Source organism: Psychroserpens luteolus, assembly GCF_021032705.1.
GTDB classification, from domain to species: domain Bacteria; phylum Bacteroidota; class Bacteroidia; order Flavobacteriales; family Flavobacteriaceae; genus Psychroserpens; species Psychroserpens luteolus.
Genome location: NZ_JAHVXI010000001.1, coordinates 1,040,937 through 1,057,274, shown reverse-complemented (window position 1 = coordinate 1,057,274; position 16,338 = coordinate 1,040,937). Strand labels below are relative to the sequence as shown.

The window sequence follows — 16,338 nt, the reverse complement described above, 5'->3', positions numbered from 1 at the left end:
ACATCTAAAAAATCTTCAACATTTTAACATCTTCGTTTAAAATCCAGCCTGTTTTCCCATCAGATAGTTGAATTTTCTTCCAACTAGACACGGTATCCAGAACTTGAACTTTAGTGCCTTCATGAAGTTTAAAGGCCTCTGTACTTCTTAAATTAGGTTCGCTCTTAACTTGAGCCTCTTTTGCAAAAACAATAGCTGGTTGATCCTTTTCCACCAAGTCATACTTATGAAATGCAAAGGCAACAGCTACACATGCTAGAAGTAAACAGGACAAACTCGTCACAAAAGCAACTCTCTTTTTTGCAGTACTATTGGAAAAGTAATATCCTAAAAATAAGATGACAAACAGAACGACTAAAGCTACAGATAACTTAGCCCAGTTATTAAAGCTAAAGGTATTTGTAATAGTTTGTATGAGTTTGGAAAAGCCAACTTCGGGAATAACCTCTATAGCATCGATTGTCATATTTCTCGCATAAGCAATATTGTTCTGAATATCTTTATCACGAGGTTTTAACAGCAGTGCTTTTTCATAATAATAAATGCTAGGCGCAATATGATTGAGTTTATAATGTGCATTGGCCATATTGAAATACAATTCGGCAGAATGCTCTTTAGTGTCTAAGATAGACTCATACTTGTCTATGGCTTCAGCATAATTTCCTTCATTATAATGTGCATTAGCGTCGTTAAATAGTGCTTCATTCTGAGCAAAAGACGCACTTGTACTTATAAACACTATTAATATGTAAAATAACTGCTTCATTCTTACCTGATTTCCTTATCAATAATTGAAATAGTTGACGCTGCCTTGTCATAATCTTGTTGCATCTCCACGTTAGTGATAGGTGTATATCGCGCCAATTCGCAATGCTCTAAAATGCTAATAAACTCTTTAACTGTGATATCATTTACTTGACGCTCTATTAATATGGTCTCGATTTTTTCTTTGCTAAAATCACTTGTTTCAATATGCAACTTGGCTTTCAAATAATTATGCAATGCCTTTTCTAAAGCAATATAAAATGCTTCTTTATGCCCTAATGATTTTTTAGCTTCTCCTAAATAGCGTCTTGCTAATTTATCTGCTTTTCTAATTTTATTTCCGAAGACATCAGCATTACGCTCTTCTTTTTTCTTACGATATACAAGTGCTAATGGAATGGCTAATAATGGGAGTAATAATGAGCTCCAAAACTCAGCAGACTTGAAGAAATTTTCTCGTTTAGTTGGTTTTAAATTAGCTTTTGTTTTTATAAATGCAAATTGCGCACTATTTAAGGTAACTTCTTTTTTATTGCTATCAGATTCAGCAATATTATCATCACTAGAACTGTTATTAACTGGGCCTTCGATAACATCAATAACTATTTCACCAGATGATACGGTTTTATAGGTTTCGGTCTCTAAATCAAAGTAAGAGAAGGAAAGGCTTGGTATCGGGTATTTCCCTTTATATTGTGGGATAATAGTGTAGCTATCTGAGATAGAACCATACATTCCGTCTAATCTCGTTCTTATGTTTTCATTATGCTCTGGTTCGTAAACCTCTAAAGAACTCGGCACAGTTAATTTTGGCAACTGAAACAAATTCAAATTACCTTTTCCAGTCACTTCAACTCTAGCTTGTAGAGATTCTGATGCATTTAACTCAGATTTTGACGTAATGACATTAAATTTAAAATCACCAACAGCTCCTGTAAAATTCTCTGGTTTTCCTTCGTCTGGTAAAGGTTTTACGTTAATGGTTCTACTTCCAGCAGAAACCGTTCTATTGGTTTGAGCCATATGTCTTCCTCCAAAAATGTCTCGCCTCTTAGTTGGCACTTCTACTGTGATATCCAGTGTTAAAGGCTCTATTTCTAGCTTTCCTGTTTTCTGAGGGTAAAGTACAGTCTTACGAAGAACGACATATCTATAATCTTGACCTTTATATTTTCCATTTTGAATGCGATATCCTTTCGTATCAATTTTCTGACTCCAAAAATCGTTATACCTTGGATTATCAACTTCTCTCCAATTGCTTACACCTGTATTTGCCGAAACGTATAGTTTATAAACCACAGTAATAGCTTCATTAAGGTAAGGATCTGACTTAGAAACTTCGGCAACTAAATGTATGTTTTCGGCTGCAACACCGTCAACATTATAAGGATCATTTGGTCGTTTTACAGCATTAGTCACATTTACCGTTACGGCTTTTGTTTTATAAACTACACCTTCAATTTCGATACTGGCTTCACTAATTTTTAGTTTACCTTTCTTTGTAGGTGCTAAGAAATAACTGTAGGTTTTATTATAAGAATGCTGTCCATTAAGCCAGGAATTACTCACTGAAGTGTTAGGGCCTCCAACCACATTAAAATTTGCAAAATCTGGCGGATTGAAATTATCACCATCCTTATTCATTACAAAATCGATACGTAACCGTTCATTGACACCTAATTTTTGCTTACTTAATTTTGCTTCAAATTTAACTTGCGTAGAAGCCATACTCGAAGTCAGTACAATAAGTAATAATGTTATGTGTTTTACGATTTTCATCTCAATAGATTCGTTTCTATTTTTTATTTAACTGTAACTGTAATAACGTTGGTCGTTAATGTTTTATTTATAGTTTGCATTACAGGGCTACCAAAAATATCATTCTTATCTGTTGGCATTTCTACTGTGACGTTGAGTTTTAAAGGTTCTAATTGAAACTGCCCTTTTTCTTTAGACGTTAATTTTGTTTTGCTCAACACTACATAGCGCTGTTTTTCACCTTTATACGTTCCGTCTTCAACTTTCAGTGGTTTTACATCAATGTCTTCAGATTCAAAATCTTCATATTCTGGTTTAGTCAATGCTTTCCAATTTGAAATTCCAACTTCTGGAGACACATACAGTGTATAGGTAACTTCAATAGAGCTTCCTACTGAAACCGTTTTCTTAGATACCTCAGCAACCAAGTGAACCGTATTATTAAATTTTAAAAGTTGAGGATTATCTTCCTTACTTTTATACATATCATTAACTTTAACAGACATTGGTTTTGTTAGGTAAGTTTCATCATCAACAGTCATTCGAGCTTGATCAATTGTTAAATCGCCTTGCTTTTGAGGCACAACATAATAAGTTATGGTTTTTTTATAACTCTCTTCGCCTTTAATCCAACTTCTACTCACATTTTTTTGTGGACCACTTACCACTTCAAAATCACTGAAACTTGGTGGTGTAAACTCCTCTTCCTCTGCATCCATCTCAAAATCTACTCGAATAGATTCATTAGGAGCCACTTTATCTTTACTAACTTTAACTTCAAAATTCACTTGTGCGAATACTATTCCAACTGAAAAAATACTCAGCAGCAATAGCGTTTGTTTAATAGATTTCATAGTGTTCGGATTTTGGTTGTATGTTTAAAAGGGTACTACCAATCCTTTTCAGGTTTGACTTTTACTCCTTTCTGTTTATCAGCATTTATTTTTTCCTGAACTTTCTGTTCTTGATTGTTCATAGCTTCTAGCAAGTTTTTAATTTGCTGTGGTGATAGCTGCCCAGGTTTTGGTTTTGGCTTTCCTTTTTGCTTATTATCCTCTTTTTCTTTTCCTTCTCCCTTATCTTTTTCATCTTTTGGCTTTCCTTCTTCATCTTTCTCATCGTCTCCTTCCTTTTTATCTTGATCGCCTTCATCTTTAGGGTCCTGCTTTTTCTCGTCCTCTTTCTTTTCTTCGTCTTTCTTTTCGTCTTCTTTATCCTCGTCTTTTTTCTCTTCTTCCTTGTCTTGATCTTTCTTTTGCTGCTCAGCACATTGTTTAGCTATAGCCAAATTGTAACGCGTTTCATCATCAGTTGGATTGTTTCTTAATGCATTTTTAAAAGACTCCACAGCCATTTCGCATAAGTCTTGTTTCATTAAGATATTTCCAATATTGTGAAATATCTTATGTTTTTCTTCTTTAGATTCTGAATTATCAGCAGCAAGTTTTAAACGATACAAAGCTTCATCGTAATTCTCTTTTTCGTAATATGTACTTCCCAAATTATACGAGCCAGCAACCACTGAAGGTGCTTTAGAAATTGCCTTTCTGTATTCCATCTCAGCAGAGATATAATTATCGGCATCTACCAATTCGTTGCCTTCATATACATAATTAGTAGCTTTCTCTAGTTTTAATTTTTCTTCACGCTCTTTGTCTTTATCTTGAGCAAAACTCAAGGTCGTCATTAAGACCGTACAAATTATAAGTAGTTTCCTCATTTTACTTCTGTTCTTTAAAAACGGTATTCAAGTAAACTTGTTCCCATGTTCCGTTGTAGTAACTTCCTACTTTAAAATTATAAGTAGAATCATCTACATATTCCCACATATCAGTAATTATTGATTCTCCATATTGATACTGATAAATGATATTTTTACCTTCGGCTAACACTTTTCCTTTAGTTACATTTCCGAAAACATCAAACTCCCAAAACTTGATCGTATTGGTCGTTTTATCATAGTGTCTAACGCCATGGTTTCTGTCTCCAAACTCGGTTTGTTCTTTATTCACAAAGCCTTTTGACTTTGCTATTACAACCGAACGCTCTAGATCAAAACTGAAATGCACATCTTGTTTAAACTTTGGGCCGTTGTTTTCCCATTGTCCTTCTGCACTCCAAGTTTTGTCAACTAGATTTTCGAATATAGACAAATCTTTATCCTGACCAAAACTTAGTAATGGTAACACTAAGACTAAAATTATAATTTTTATGTGGTTCATTCTCATATTTAGTAAATAGCAAGATAAAAAACTGTAGGGCTTGATATAGTTAAAGAATTTATAAAATATATAATACCGAAACGATTACATATTCTCATTAAAAAGATTGAGTCGTTTTAACCATCCTGTTTTTCGTTCGAGGAAGAAAATATCTATAAACAAAAAGAAGATCCCAAAACCTAAAAACCATTGAAATTGATCTTTAAAATCGGCAAATTCTTTGGCTTCAAATTCGGTTTTCTCCATCCGATTCAAAATATCTTTGATCTCATCGATTACCTCAGAAGTGTTATTTCCTCTAATATATGCGCCATTGGCTTCATCTGCTATATCCTTAAGTGTTTCTTCGTTGAGTTTGGTAATTACAGTCTCACCTTGATTGTCTTTTTTGTAATTTAAAAGCACGCCATTTCGTTTGATAGGAATTGGACCACCTTTCTCATCTCCTACACCTATAGTAAAAATTCGAATGCCTTCGTCTCCAGCTTCTTCAGCAACATTACTGGCAATATCGCTGTGATCTTCACCATCGGAAATAATAATTAATACGCGATTGGTTTGTTCTTCGTCATTAAAATAAGTCTTTGCCAATTCAATCGCTTCATTAATCGCTGTTCCTTGAGACGACAACATATCGGTATTTAAATTTTGGAGAAACATTTTTGCCGATCCATAATCTGTGGTAATTGGCAACTGCGGAAATGCTTTGCCAGCGTAGGCGATAATCCCAATACGATCACTAGCCAAATTGTTTATAATCTGCGTTACTAACTGTTTTGATTTTTCTAGGCGATTAGGTGCTATATCTTCGGCAAGCATACTTTTTGAAACATCTACAGCAAACACAATATCAACTCCTAATCGCTTTACAGTCTCTAATTTCGTCCCTATTTTAGGATTTACCAAGGCAATCGCTAGACAAGCAAATGCGAGACTTAGCACTACTATTTTTAAAATAGACTTGAATAGGGATTGGTTGGGGCTCAATCGTTTTAACAATTGCGAATTTGCAAATCGCTTTTGAGTTCTATATTTCCAAAACTGTAGTATAGCAAACAGGAAGATAATCACCGGAATTACCAGTAATATCCAAAACCAAACTTTTTCTTCTAATTGAAAATCAAACATAATCGCTATACAAAACTTCTAAAAACGGTTAATCGTAATAAGGCTTCAATAATTAAAAAGCCAAGAGCTATCAAAATCAACGGACGATATTTCTCATCGTAGCTTGTGTATTTGATCTCTTCGATTTCAGTTTTTTCCAGTTTATTTATTTCGTTGTAAATCTCTTTTAATTTCTTGTTATTAGTCGCTCTAAAATATTTACCTCCTGTAACATCTGCAATTTCATTTAGTAAGTCTTCATCGATCTCTACTTGTACTCTTCGGTATTGAAATGTACCATTTCTATTCATTGAATAAGGTGACAAAGCCATACCATTGGTTCCAAGTCCAACTGTATAAACTTTAATACCGTATTCTACCGCTAACTCACTTGCGATTTTAGGATCTATAAACCCCGAATTATTGACACCATCTGTCAATAAAATAATAATCTTGCTCTTGGCCTTACTATCTTTTAATCGGTTTACTGAGGTTGCCAACCCCATACCTATAGCTGTTCCCGTTTCTATGATATCATTGTATTTCACATCTCTAAGTGAACGTAGAACTATTGCTTTATCACTAGTAATTGGTGTTTTTGTATAACTTTCTCCTGCATATTCAACCAAACCTATTCTATCATTTGGTCGTCCTTGAATAAATTCTGCAGCTACTTTCTTTAAGGCCTCAAGACGATTAGGTAATAGGTCTTTTGCCAACATACTTGCCGATACATCAATAGCCATAACGATATCAATACCTTTAGTCGTTTTCGTTTTGGTAGTTTCATCTGAAGTTCTTGGTCTTGCAAGTGCCGTAATCAAAAATGCTAAAGCCAATAAACGACAAACAAATAACGTTGGACGTAGTTTAGGCAAAATAGACTGTCCTACTTGAAATCCTTTAATACTAGATATTTTGAGCTCTGCGGTTTGACGTTTTCTCTTAAACACATACCAAACTATAGCTATAGGCAGCAATAAAAACAACCAGAAAAACTCTTTATTTAAGAACTCTACACCTTCAAACATCACTCTTCTACTTTTTTAAGTTCTACAGAATTTAAAATACGATCCATAATTTGATTCGTATATTCATCTTCATTATTCCAAATCAATGCCACTTTTTGCATTACAGATTTATCATCAGCAACAAAGATTAGAATCAAATATTCTCCAGATCTATATTGATCTTTAACATCAGTTGGAAACTCTCCTGTACCAAACACTTTTAATCCTTCAGCAGCATTTGGTGTAATAAATTGTTCTTGCTTTACTATAAGATTTCTTGCACCATTATTTTCTAAGGATTTTATAGTTTCTTCAACAGCTCCATTTATATCAATTTCTTCACCTTCTGGGAGATTATATTGAGTGGTTCCAACACCAATATTAAACGCGCTATCTAGATCTCCATAACCAAATGCCGTTCGTTTAACTTGCTGAATTGTGTCAATAGCCTGTAATTCTATTCGTTCTAAAACAACTGGTGTTGATATCATAATTGGTGGTACACCATAATCACTTTTAACCCAATCTCCTTCTAAGAGTTCCTTAGTTTCATTCCCAATGATTGTATCTGCAACGTACTTGAATCCGTATTTGAGTCCGAAACCAACATAAGTCGCTACCAAAATTAAAATACTAGCGCAAACGGTAAGTACGATTTTCTCTCGTTTCTTCTTGCGATCTTGTTCTTCTTTATATTGTTTATTTAGTAGTTTTTCTTCTTCAGTAGGTTCTGGTAATGCTTCTTTCACTTGATCAATTTCGACATCAATGGTATCTCTATCAATTCTCGCCAATTCGATATCTGGAGCAGACTTAGCAAATTTCACCAAATCGGCACGTTTCAATATCGTTTCAATATTATCAATATCTGTTTGACTCAATTCTATTTGATTGGCATCTTTAAGCATATTTAGTCGATCTACCAACTCATCTGTCGTACTTTCTAGGGCACGATCATATACTTTTTCGTCAAGATATTTTCTAATGATAAAGGTTAACTCAGAATAGTAATCTTTTAATTCTGATCGTTGCAAATAGTTACTTTCGTCAAGTTTTTTTAGTGCGAGTTTTGCCCTGTCATAAGGTGGGAGCATTGCAATCTCCTCTTCTTCGGTTAATGGTTTTTTTCGCCAAATAAACCAATACAGTAAAAATCCGATCAAACCTAAAGCCATCAAAGTAATTAAAAGGTAAATCCACCAATTACTTGCTCCTTTTTCAACTTTAATAAGCGGTTTGATATCGTATAAATTTTGCTTGGTCGTATCTACAGCTACAGAAAAGACCTCAACATTTAGCGAATCTGTAAATACCGTTTTGGTCCCAATGACAACCTTTTGTTTTGGAATCATGTAAGACCCAGAGTCAAATTGTGTTAGCCCGTATTTTTTTATTAGTTTGAATCTCGCATTATTTTTTGTGGTATCCACCTTGTAAGACTCAATCATTTCTAGAGGCGTGAAGGTTTGACCTTCAGGGAAAACAACAAGATCGGTAGTATCTGCTTCAACTTGAATCTTATAGGTAATTTGCTCTCCTATTTTAATTTTGGTGGTATCAATTGATGATGTTACCTGAGCATTGGAAGCTATTGTAAAGAAAAAACAACAAACCGTGAGTACGGTAAGTTGCTTACTCAAGACATTTATTATATGTTTAATTTTTGATCCTGTCACTGCTTATCCTCTTCTTTTAAAATAGCCTAATAACTTTTTTACATAACTTTCGTCCACACGACAATTAATTGTACCCGAACCTGATTTTGTAAAGGTGTCTTTATAGTACTCTACTTTTTCATTATAGTATTTACTGTAGTTGTTTCTTACAGTCTTTGATGCTGTATTCACCAACACCAACTCTCCAGATTCTTCATCTTCCATTTGCACCATTCCTAAATTTGGAATGGCTTCTTCTCTCTTGTCATAAACACGTATCCCTGTAATATCATGACGTCCTGCAGCAATTTTCAAATTCTGTTTGTAATCATCTGCAATAAAATCGCTAAGCACAAATACAATGGCTTTCTTTTTCATGACATTAGATAAAAACTTAAATGCCTCGGCGATGTTAGTCAGTTTACTCTTTGGTTTAAATTCAATGAGTTCTCTAATAATTCTTAGTACGTGCGAACGTCCTTTTTTTGGAGGGATATAAAGTTCAATATCATCTGAAAACAAGATAAGTCCAATTTTATCATTATTCTGTGTTGCCGAAAAGGCTAAGGTTGCTGCAATTTCGGTTACAATTTCATTTTTAAATTGAACATCAGTACCAAACAATTCTGATCCCGAAATATCAACCATAAGCATCATGGTCAATTCTCGTTCTTCTTCAAACACTTTAACAAAAGGTTCATTGTAGCGTGCAGTAACATTCCAATCGATATTACGAACGTCATCTCCAAATTGATATTGGCGTACTTCGGAAAAAGTCATACCACGACCTTTAAACGTCGAGTGGTATTCGCCTCCAAATATATGATCAGACAATCGACGTGTCTTAATCTCAATTTTTCGTACTTTTTTTAATAATTCCTTAGTATCCATTATTTTCAACTATCGTTTTGACATAAAATTTTATTGATGCTTATGATGCGCATCCTGAACTTTGTCTAAATGTTTTTTTGAAAAATTTTGAAGTCGAAATTCTTCAGATCCATTTCTTAAGGCACCTCGATTTCATTTACAATTTTGTTGATAATGTCTTCCGAAGTCACATTTTCAGCTTCTGCTTCATAGGTAATTCCTATTCTATGACGAAGTACATCATGAACAACAGCTCTAACGTCTTCTGGAATCACATAACCTCTTCTTTTTATAAACGCATAGCATTTAGCAGCAGTTGCTAAATTGATACTACCACGAGGTGAAGCTCCAAATGATATGAGTGGTTTTAAATCGGCTAGTCGGTATTGTTCTGGATAACGTGTTGCGAAGATGATGTCGAGAATATATTTTTCAATTTTTTCATCCATATAAACCTCTCGAACAACACTTTGCGCTTTTATAATTTGGGCAACAGATACTACTGGATTTACTTTATCCCAGTCTCCTTTGAGGTTAGCTCTCATAATAAGTTGCTCTTCGGCTTGCTTTGGGTAATCTATAACCGTTTTTAACATGAAACGGTCTACCTGTGCTTCAGGTAAAGGATAAGTTCCTTCCTGCTCAACCGGGTTTTGCGTAGCCATTACTAAAAAAGGTTTGTCTAGGATAAATGTTTCGTCACCAATGGTCACTTGTTTTTCTTGCATCGCTTCCAGTAAAGCCGATTGTACTTTGGCTGGTGCTCTGTTAATCTCATCTGCTAAAACAAAATTGGCGAAGATTGGTCCTTTTTTGATAGAAAAATCATTTAGTTTCATATTGTAGATTAATGTACCTACAACATCGGCTGGTAACAAATCTGGAGTAAACTGAATTCTACTAAAACTTCCATCTACAGCTTGAGATAATGTGTTAATCGCTAGCGTTTTTGCTAGTCCAGGCACACCTTCCAGCAAAATATGACCTCTACCAAGAAGCCCTATTAGCAATCGTTCTACCATATGTTTTTGTCCAACGATGACTTTGTTCATTTCCATCATTAACAAATCAACAAAAGCACTTTCTTTTTCTATTTTTTCATTGATGCTCTTAATGTCAATTGTTCCAGTTTCTTCCATTATCTGTATGTTTTAAACGCTGTGATTATCTCTTTTTAATTTAGTTATGCAAATTGTTAAAATTTTTTCTGTGATGCTGTTAATAATTGGTTAAAAGTTAAAGAGCAGCACCATTGGTACTGCTCTTACATATTTTATTTGAAATTATAGGGACTTAAAATAATTCAAAACGTCTTAAATGTGTACTAATTTGAGGATTGAGATTGACTTCACCTTGAGAAGAAAATTCTATAGATCGGTCAACATCAAATTCAATTAAAAATTCATATAACTTATTAGCATTCAATTCTTTTCCGATCATGTTTATCGATTCATTTTCATATTCTGGAGCCATGCTCACCACATACTCTACACCGTTTTTCACAACAGAGTTTCGATCACCTAAGATTAATTTTATGTTGTAAACAAATCCTGTTGGTATCACATCAAAATCAACCAAAGTCACAACTTCATTATCTGTTATATCGGTTAAATCATGAATTCCAGTATTAATTGTATTGAGGCTCATCCAGGCATTTGGACTTGATTCATCTTCTAAAACTCTAAGTTGTACATCCAATACTTCAATATTTGCGCGATTAAGGAGGCTTTTTGTTCCTTGAAGTTTAACAGTTATCAGGCTATTATTGTCAAAAGTTTCTGTTTCGATTTCTTTAGAACAGCTACTTAAAAAAAATAAGAATATGATACTGTAAATAGCAGTTTTGTAATGACTTAAAAATTTCATGATTTGGGTGACTTAATTATTACATGGCAATAATACTTTCTTCTTACAGATTTGACTATTTTTATACGTGAATTGCAAAAAAAACGGCATAAACAGAAAAAAAAGTGAAATATTCTCGATTAATTGCAGGTACTATGACTTGGGGTACTTGGGGAAAACAACTCCCAAAGAAAGACATGATTAACCTTATACATCATTGTATAACTCATAATATTTCAACATTTGATCATGCTGATATTTACGGTGGCTATACTACCGAAGCCGAATTTGGTAATGCGTTTGCTGAAAGTGGTATACAAAGAGACACTATTGAATTGATTAGCAAATGTGGTATTCAATATTTAAGTGACAACAGACCTAATAATACAGTAAAACATTATGATTACAGTAAGTCTTATATTATTTGGTCTGCCGAATCATCTCTTAAACATTTAAAAACGGAATACCTAGATGTGTTACTCCTTCATAGACCAAGTCCCTTAATGCAACCAGATGACATTGCAGAAGCAGTTTCTAATTTAAAAGAAAGAGGATTAATACGATCATTTGGCGTGTCTAATTTCTCGCCTTCCCAAGTAGAATTATTGTCCACATCGGTTGATATTTCAGTCAATCAAATTGAATTTTCTCTAACCCAACATGAGGCTATGCATGATGGTACGCTTGACCATATGATGACCAATCAAATAACATCTATGGCTTGGTCTCCTTTAGGTAGTGTTTTTAGGGAAGACAATGAGCAAACAAGACGCATTCATAGACAGCTTGGTGAATTATTGGAAAAATACGACGCAACTGAAGACCAATTACTTTTAGCATGGATTTTAAAACATCCATCTCGAATTCATCCTGTAATTGGCACAACAAATGCAAAACGTATTTCAAATGCAATTAAAGCAGTAGACATTAATTTGGAACTCGAAGATTGGTTTAAAATATTGGTGGCATGCCAAGGTCATAAGGTACCATAAACAAAAAAATAAGCATGAAAAAAACAGCATTGATTACTGGGGCAACAAGCGGAATAGGAAGAGCCACAGCTCACGAATTTGCAAAACACGGTATTCATTTAATTCTCTGCGGAAGACGACAAGAACGGCTAGACACCATACAAAAAGCCTTGAGCAAACAAACAGAGGTTTATACACTCAACTTTGATGTAAGAGATAAAAAAGCAACTTCTAATGCCATCGCTTCTCTTCCCGATAGTTTTAAAACGATTGACATTTTAATTAATAATGCTGGAAATGCTTATGGGAAAGATCCGATACACACTGGTAATTTAGAAGACTGGGATGCTATGATTGATATTAATGTGAAGGGTTTACTTTATGTAAGCAAAGCAATCATTCCTCAAATGACCGAACGCAAAAGTGGTCATATTATTAATATTGGGTCTTCGGCTGGTCGGGAAGTCTATCCAAAAGGTAATGTTTATTGTGGTAGCAAGCATGCTGTATTAGCTATTACCGAAGGGATGCGTCTTGATTTGAATCCCTTTGGAATAAAAGTCACAGCCATTAATCCTGGTCTAGTAGAAACCGAGTTTTCTCAAGTTCGTTTTAAAGGCGATCCTATTGCAGATAATGTCTACAAAGGCTATAAAGCACTTCAAGCAGAAGATATCGCTGAAGTCATTCAGTTTGCCATTTCTCGCCCTGCACATGTTAATATTGCCGATGTACTTATGTTTTGTACAGCACAAGCCAATAATACCATATTAAACAAAGATCTATGATAGATTGGTTGCTAAGTGAATGGACACAGTTGTCTTCAAAATATACTGAAGACGAACTTTTGATAGCTCACTATTGGAACGCTATTAAAAAACACTACTCATCCAAAAACAGGCATTATCATAATTTAACTCATATTTATCATATGCTTGTTCAAGCTAAAGATATTACACATGAGATTATAGATTATGATGTCTTTAGATTTGCCATTTGGTATCATGATATTATTTACAAAGCCACAAAAAAGAACAACGAAACAAAAAGTGCAGAATTTGCTCAAAAAAGCCTAAAATCATTCAATTTTGATGAAAAACGCATCAAAAACGTCGTTATTTTAATTAAATCGACACAAAATCACGATATTGTTTTACAAGAAAACAATGACAATGCTTATCTTTTGGATATCGATTTATCTATTTTAGGAACAGATTGGGATATTTACCAGACTTATATTAAAAACATTAGAAAAGAATATGCAATCTATCCCGATTTTATGTACAAAAGAGGTCGAAAAGAAGCAATGCAACATTTTTTAAAACGTAAATCAATTTATTTTACCCAATTATATCGAGACAAATTTGAACCGCAAGCCCGACAAAATATTGAAAAAGAAATTAGTTTATTATAACATTTATTATAGTATTAGAACTTTCAATAATACATTTCTAATAGTAGCAAGTACACTTTTGATGTTATGTATATCTTGTACCTCTGTCGCACAAGATATAGATGATGATAGATTTGTAGGCCATGTGGTAGATCTAAAGTCACAAGCCTTGAAGTTTTATTTAAAAGATTCCTCTGGAGTTAATTATGGTAGTCTCCAAAAACTCAAAACCAGATTAGAAAAAAAGGGTCAAAAGTTACGTTTTGCCATGAATGGCGGTATGTATTTAAAAGATGGTTCTCCTCAAGGTTTATATATTGAAAATGGAATTGTTAAAACACAAATAGACACCACAAAAGAAGCGTATGGTAATTTTTATTTACAACCTAATGGCATTTTCTACATCACAAAAAACAAGCAAGGTGTCGTTTGTAAAACCACCGATTTTAAAATAAACCCAAGCATTAGCTATGCAACACAATCTGGCCCTATGTTAGTTATAGATGGTCATATTCATTCTAAATTTGTAAAAGGATCTAAGAACTTACACATTAGAAATGGCGTTGGAATTTTACCAAATGGTCAAGTCTTATTTGCTATGTCAAAAGATCTCATCAACTTATATGACTTCGCCGAATTTTTTAAAAACCTTGGTTGTAAAAATGCATTGTATCTTGATGGTTTTGTCTCAAGAACTTATATTCCGAAGAAAAAATGGGAGCAATTGGATGGGAATTTTGGAGTTATTATTGCTGAAACTGAACAATGATTAATAAACGACTACTTATTAAAAATCTATTAGCTCATAACGATGAGAATAGTTTTTATGATAAAAAACGAAAAGTCGATATTACACACAAAGAAGGAAAAGCTAAATTTTTAAAACACATTTGTGCACTTTCTAATAGCAACCCAAAAAACAACTCTTATATTGTTATTGGTGTTGAAGACGAAGACAATAAGATCATTGGTGTTAATTTTTTTGACGATAGTAAAATTCAAAATCTTATAAATGCGTATCTATCTAATCCACCTATAGTACAATATGAAAATATCCCATTTCCGCATTTACCAGATGATAAAGTTGTTGGCTTAGTTACGATTAGAGCTATTGACAATCTCACATCCTTACGTAAAAACATCTGGAAATATTATGGAGGTACCGTATTTTTTAGAGATGGCAGTATGAGTATGCCCAAGGTTTTTGACATTGAGATTAAAGATGTCAACTCTAAAATTGTAAGTGCCATCGAGTCCCATGCGCAAAACAACATTGAATATACTTTAGATGGTGTTTTTGATTTTATGAATAAACGAAAAGATTACAATCCGCAATACAAGGTATTTAAAGAATACTTTGTGCTGTGTTGGTCTGGGCAAAAAAAAGCAGTTAAAGACGAAGTTTTTTATTCTCGTGTAGATATAGAACTCATTAATGAGCAAGTTCGTTTGTTCTTTTCTACGTTAGATGAAGTGTCAATTACTTATGATAGTGATACATTTAAAATTATAGAATATGTGAGTTTAGGGCTTCAAAATCAAAACAAGTATTATCAACTAGAAGAAACCATTATTCATTTTGAAGATAATGCTAATTATACTATTGAAACCAATTTGTTATTTAAGCCACCACAATTTGAAAAAAAATTACTCCATCATATTAATAATTCAAATAATACCATTTTAGAAAAATTAAAGAAAGGTTTCGTTTTGAATAAACACGAAGAACTCGATCTAAAAAATCTTCCAGCAACTTACCTCATCTGTTACCTCAATGATTTTCCTGATGCTATTAACAAATTAAATGAAGCCAAGCCTTACTTAAAAAAACACAGTAAAGCGGTTTATAATTCTTATCAAGAAGCTACCAGAATTTTAAGAAAAGTAAAATACAGTTAACCATAAATTGTCACTTTACAGTTAACTGTATTTAGAAGTTGGCGTTAGTTTTTTTCGTCTTTTTTAAAAGGACAAACAACAGCATGTGCTATAATATAGATGCCGCCTTCGACATCATCGATTTTATAACTATCATCTGAAGCTCCATCAGGAATATCATTACTGTAAGGGTATTGCCCTGGAGCTACGGTATATTGGCCATTTCTTTTTGTTGGATACTTCGTGGCACCTACATACAAATGTGTTTCAAAAAATCCATAGCCTTCATTGGCAACAAAATCGACTAATACGTAGTCATCTTCATAAACAACATTCAAAGTTCCTATGACTTCTCCATTATTTAAATTACATCCACCTGCAGCTTGATAAATAAGATACGACTCATAATGATCTGGTGTAAGAGGTCCAATTGACCATCCCCATCTATTCGAATTTAAATCATCATCATCTAAAAAACATATGGCTTCATCTTCTTTGCCATAAGCAAAAGCCGTTTCACATTCCTTTTCATTAATTGGTTCTCGATTACTGTTATTTTCTGTAATCACATCTTCTGTCTCGCACGAGGCAAAAGAAACAAAAAAAGTCAACAGAATTAACTTAAAAAAAGTTTTCATAATTGGTTATGTATTGATTAATAGCAGGTTTAATTTAAGAATTATTTTAACACGAAATCAATTTAATTCGCTGAAAATCTTATAATTAGACATTAATAGCTAATTTCTAAACTATTTATATGAAAACTCTTACGGTGTTGATGATTATACTTGATTATTACACCAATCAGAATACAGTTAATCTGATAAATTTTCCAAAAAACACCATTCATACAGGTTTTTTAAC

17 protein-coding genes are annotated in these 16,338 nt (G+C 33.5%); 5 read left to right on the top strand and 12 right to left on the bottom strand.

Translation table 11 applies throughout. The features are described 5' to 3' along the window. Positions 1-4: 4 nt before the first annotated feature. The 11 genes from KWG70_RS04715 to KWG70_RS04665 all read right to left on the bottom strand — a co-directional run bounded on the left by KWG70_RS04715 (position 5) and on the right by KWG70_RS04665 (position 11,253). Complete coding sequence (locus KWG70_RS04715; protein ID WP_230934826.1) at positions 5-766, bottom strand: tetratricopeptide repeat protein; 762 nt, start codon at positions 764-766, stop codon at positions 5-7. A 2-nt stretch (positions 767-768) separates the two neighbouring features. Then, the gene (locus tag KWG70_RS04710) at positions 769-2,544 is read right to left on the bottom strand and encodes a BatD family protein (protein ID WP_230934825.1); all 1,776 of its coding nucleotides are present in this window, start codon (positions 2,542-2,544) and stop codon (positions 769-771) included. Positions 2,545-2,567: 23 nt separating this feature from the next. Further along, the gene (locus KWG70_RS04705; protein WP_230934824.1) at positions 2,568-3,377 is read right to left on the bottom strand and encodes a BatD family protein; all 810 of its coding nucleotides are present in this window, start codon (positions 3,375-3,377) and stop codon (positions 2,568-2,570) included. Between the two features lie 35 nt (positions 3,378-3,412). Continuing rightward, a complete protein-coding gene (locus KWG70_RS04700; protein WP_230934823.1) occupies positions 3,413-4,243 on the bottom strand; it encodes an aerotolerance regulator BatC in 831 nt (276 codons plus the stop codon). 1 nt (position 4,244) lies between these two features. Continuing rightward, positions 4,245-4,745, bottom strand: coding sequence for a hypothetical protein (locus KWG70_RS04695; RefSeq protein WP_230934822.1), 501 nt, complete (start codon positions 4,743-4,745; stop codon positions 4,245-4,247). Between the two features lie 84 nt (positions 4,746-4,829). Next, complete coding sequence (locus KWG70_RS04690; protein WP_230934821.1) at positions 4,830-5,873, bottom strand: vWA domain-containing protein; 1,044 nt, start codon at positions 5,871-5,873, stop codon at positions 4,830-4,832. 5 nt (positions 5,874-5,878) lie between these two features. Then, positions 5,879-6,883: a vWA domain-containing protein gene (locus tag KWG70_RS04685; RefSeq protein WP_230934820.1), complete on the bottom strand. Its 1,005-nt coding sequence runs from the start codon at positions 6,881-6,883 to the stop codon at positions 5,879-5,881. Further along, positions 6,883-8,523, bottom strand: a complete 1,641-nt coding sequence (locus tag KWG70_RS04680) for a hypothetical protein (protein WP_449619088.1) — start codon at positions 8,521-8,523, stop codon at positions 6,883-6,885. The genes KWG70_RS04685 and KWG70_RS04680 overlap by 1 nt, the downstream gene beginning before the upstream one ends. A gap of 18 nt (positions 8,524-8,541) precedes the next feature. After that, on the bottom strand, positions 8,542-9,408 hold the full coding sequence (locus KWG70_RS04675; protein WP_230934818.1) for a DUF58 domain-containing protein: 867 nt from the start codon (positions 9,406-9,408) through the stop codon (positions 8,542-8,544). A gap of 116 nt (positions 9,409-9,524) precedes the next feature. After that, positions 9,525-10,526, bottom strand: a complete 1,002-nt coding sequence (locus KWG70_RS04670) for an AAA family ATPase (RefSeq protein WP_230934817.1) — start codon at positions 10,524-10,526, stop codon at positions 9,525-9,527. 154 nt (positions 10,527-10,680) lie between these two features. Then, the gene (locus KWG70_RS04665; RefSeq protein WP_230934816.1) at positions 10,681-11,253 is read right to left on the bottom strand and encodes a DUF4382 domain-containing protein; all 573 of its coding nucleotides are present in this window, start codon (positions 11,251-11,253) and stop codon (positions 10,681-10,683) included. A gap of 104 nt (positions 11,254-11,357) precedes the next feature. On the opposite strand from KWG70_RS04665, the gene KWG70_RS04660 reads away from it, so the two are divergent. Genes KWG70_RS04660 through KWG70_RS04640 form a run of 5 tightly spaced genes read left to right on the top strand, consistent with a single transcriptional unit; the run spans position 11,358 to position 15,495 of the window. Beyond that, on the top strand, positions 11,358-12,224 hold the full coding sequence (locus tag KWG70_RS04660; protein WP_230934815.1) for an aldo/keto reductase: 867 nt from the start codon (positions 11,358-11,360) through the stop codon (positions 12,222-12,224). Positions 12,225-12,238: 14 nt separating this feature from the next. Beyond that, positions 12,239-12,991 (top strand): SDR family NAD(P)-dependent oxidoreductase, encoded by a 753-nt coding sequence (locus tag KWG70_RS04655; protein WP_230934814.1) that lies wholly within the window; start codon positions 12,239-12,241, stop codon positions 12,989-12,991. Continuing rightward, on the top strand, positions 12,988-13,617 hold the full coding sequence (locus tag KWG70_RS04650; RefSeq protein ID WP_230934813.1) for an HD domain-containing protein: 630 nt from the start codon (positions 12,988-12,990) through the stop codon (positions 13,615-13,617). Before KWG70_RS04655 ends, KWG70_RS04650 begins: the two co-directional genes overlap by 4 nt. Next, on the top strand, positions 13,592-14,365 hold the full coding sequence (locus KWG70_RS04645; protein ID WP_230934812.1) for a phosphodiester glycosidase family protein: 774 nt from the start codon (positions 13,592-13,594) through the stop codon (positions 14,363-14,365). The genes KWG70_RS04650 and KWG70_RS04645 overlap by 26 nt, the downstream gene beginning before the upstream one ends. Beyond that, positions 14,362-15,495, top strand: a complete 1,134-nt coding sequence (locus KWG70_RS04640; RefSeq protein ID WP_230934811.1) for an ATP-binding protein — start codon at positions 14,362-14,364, stop codon at positions 15,493-15,495. Before KWG70_RS04645 ends, KWG70_RS04640 begins: the two co-directional genes overlap by 4 nt. Positions 15,496-15,539: 44 nt before the next feature. On the opposite strand, the gene KWG70_RS04635 is transcribed toward KWG70_RS04640, so the two are convergent. Continuing rightward, positions 15,540-16,112 carry a hypothetical protein gene (locus tag KWG70_RS04635; protein WP_230934810.1) on the bottom strand — a complete coding sequence of 191 codons (573 nt, stop codon included), beginning with the start codon at positions 16,110-16,112 and terminating at the stop codon, positions 15,540-15,542. Positions 16,113-16,338 lie beyond the last annotated feature (226 nt).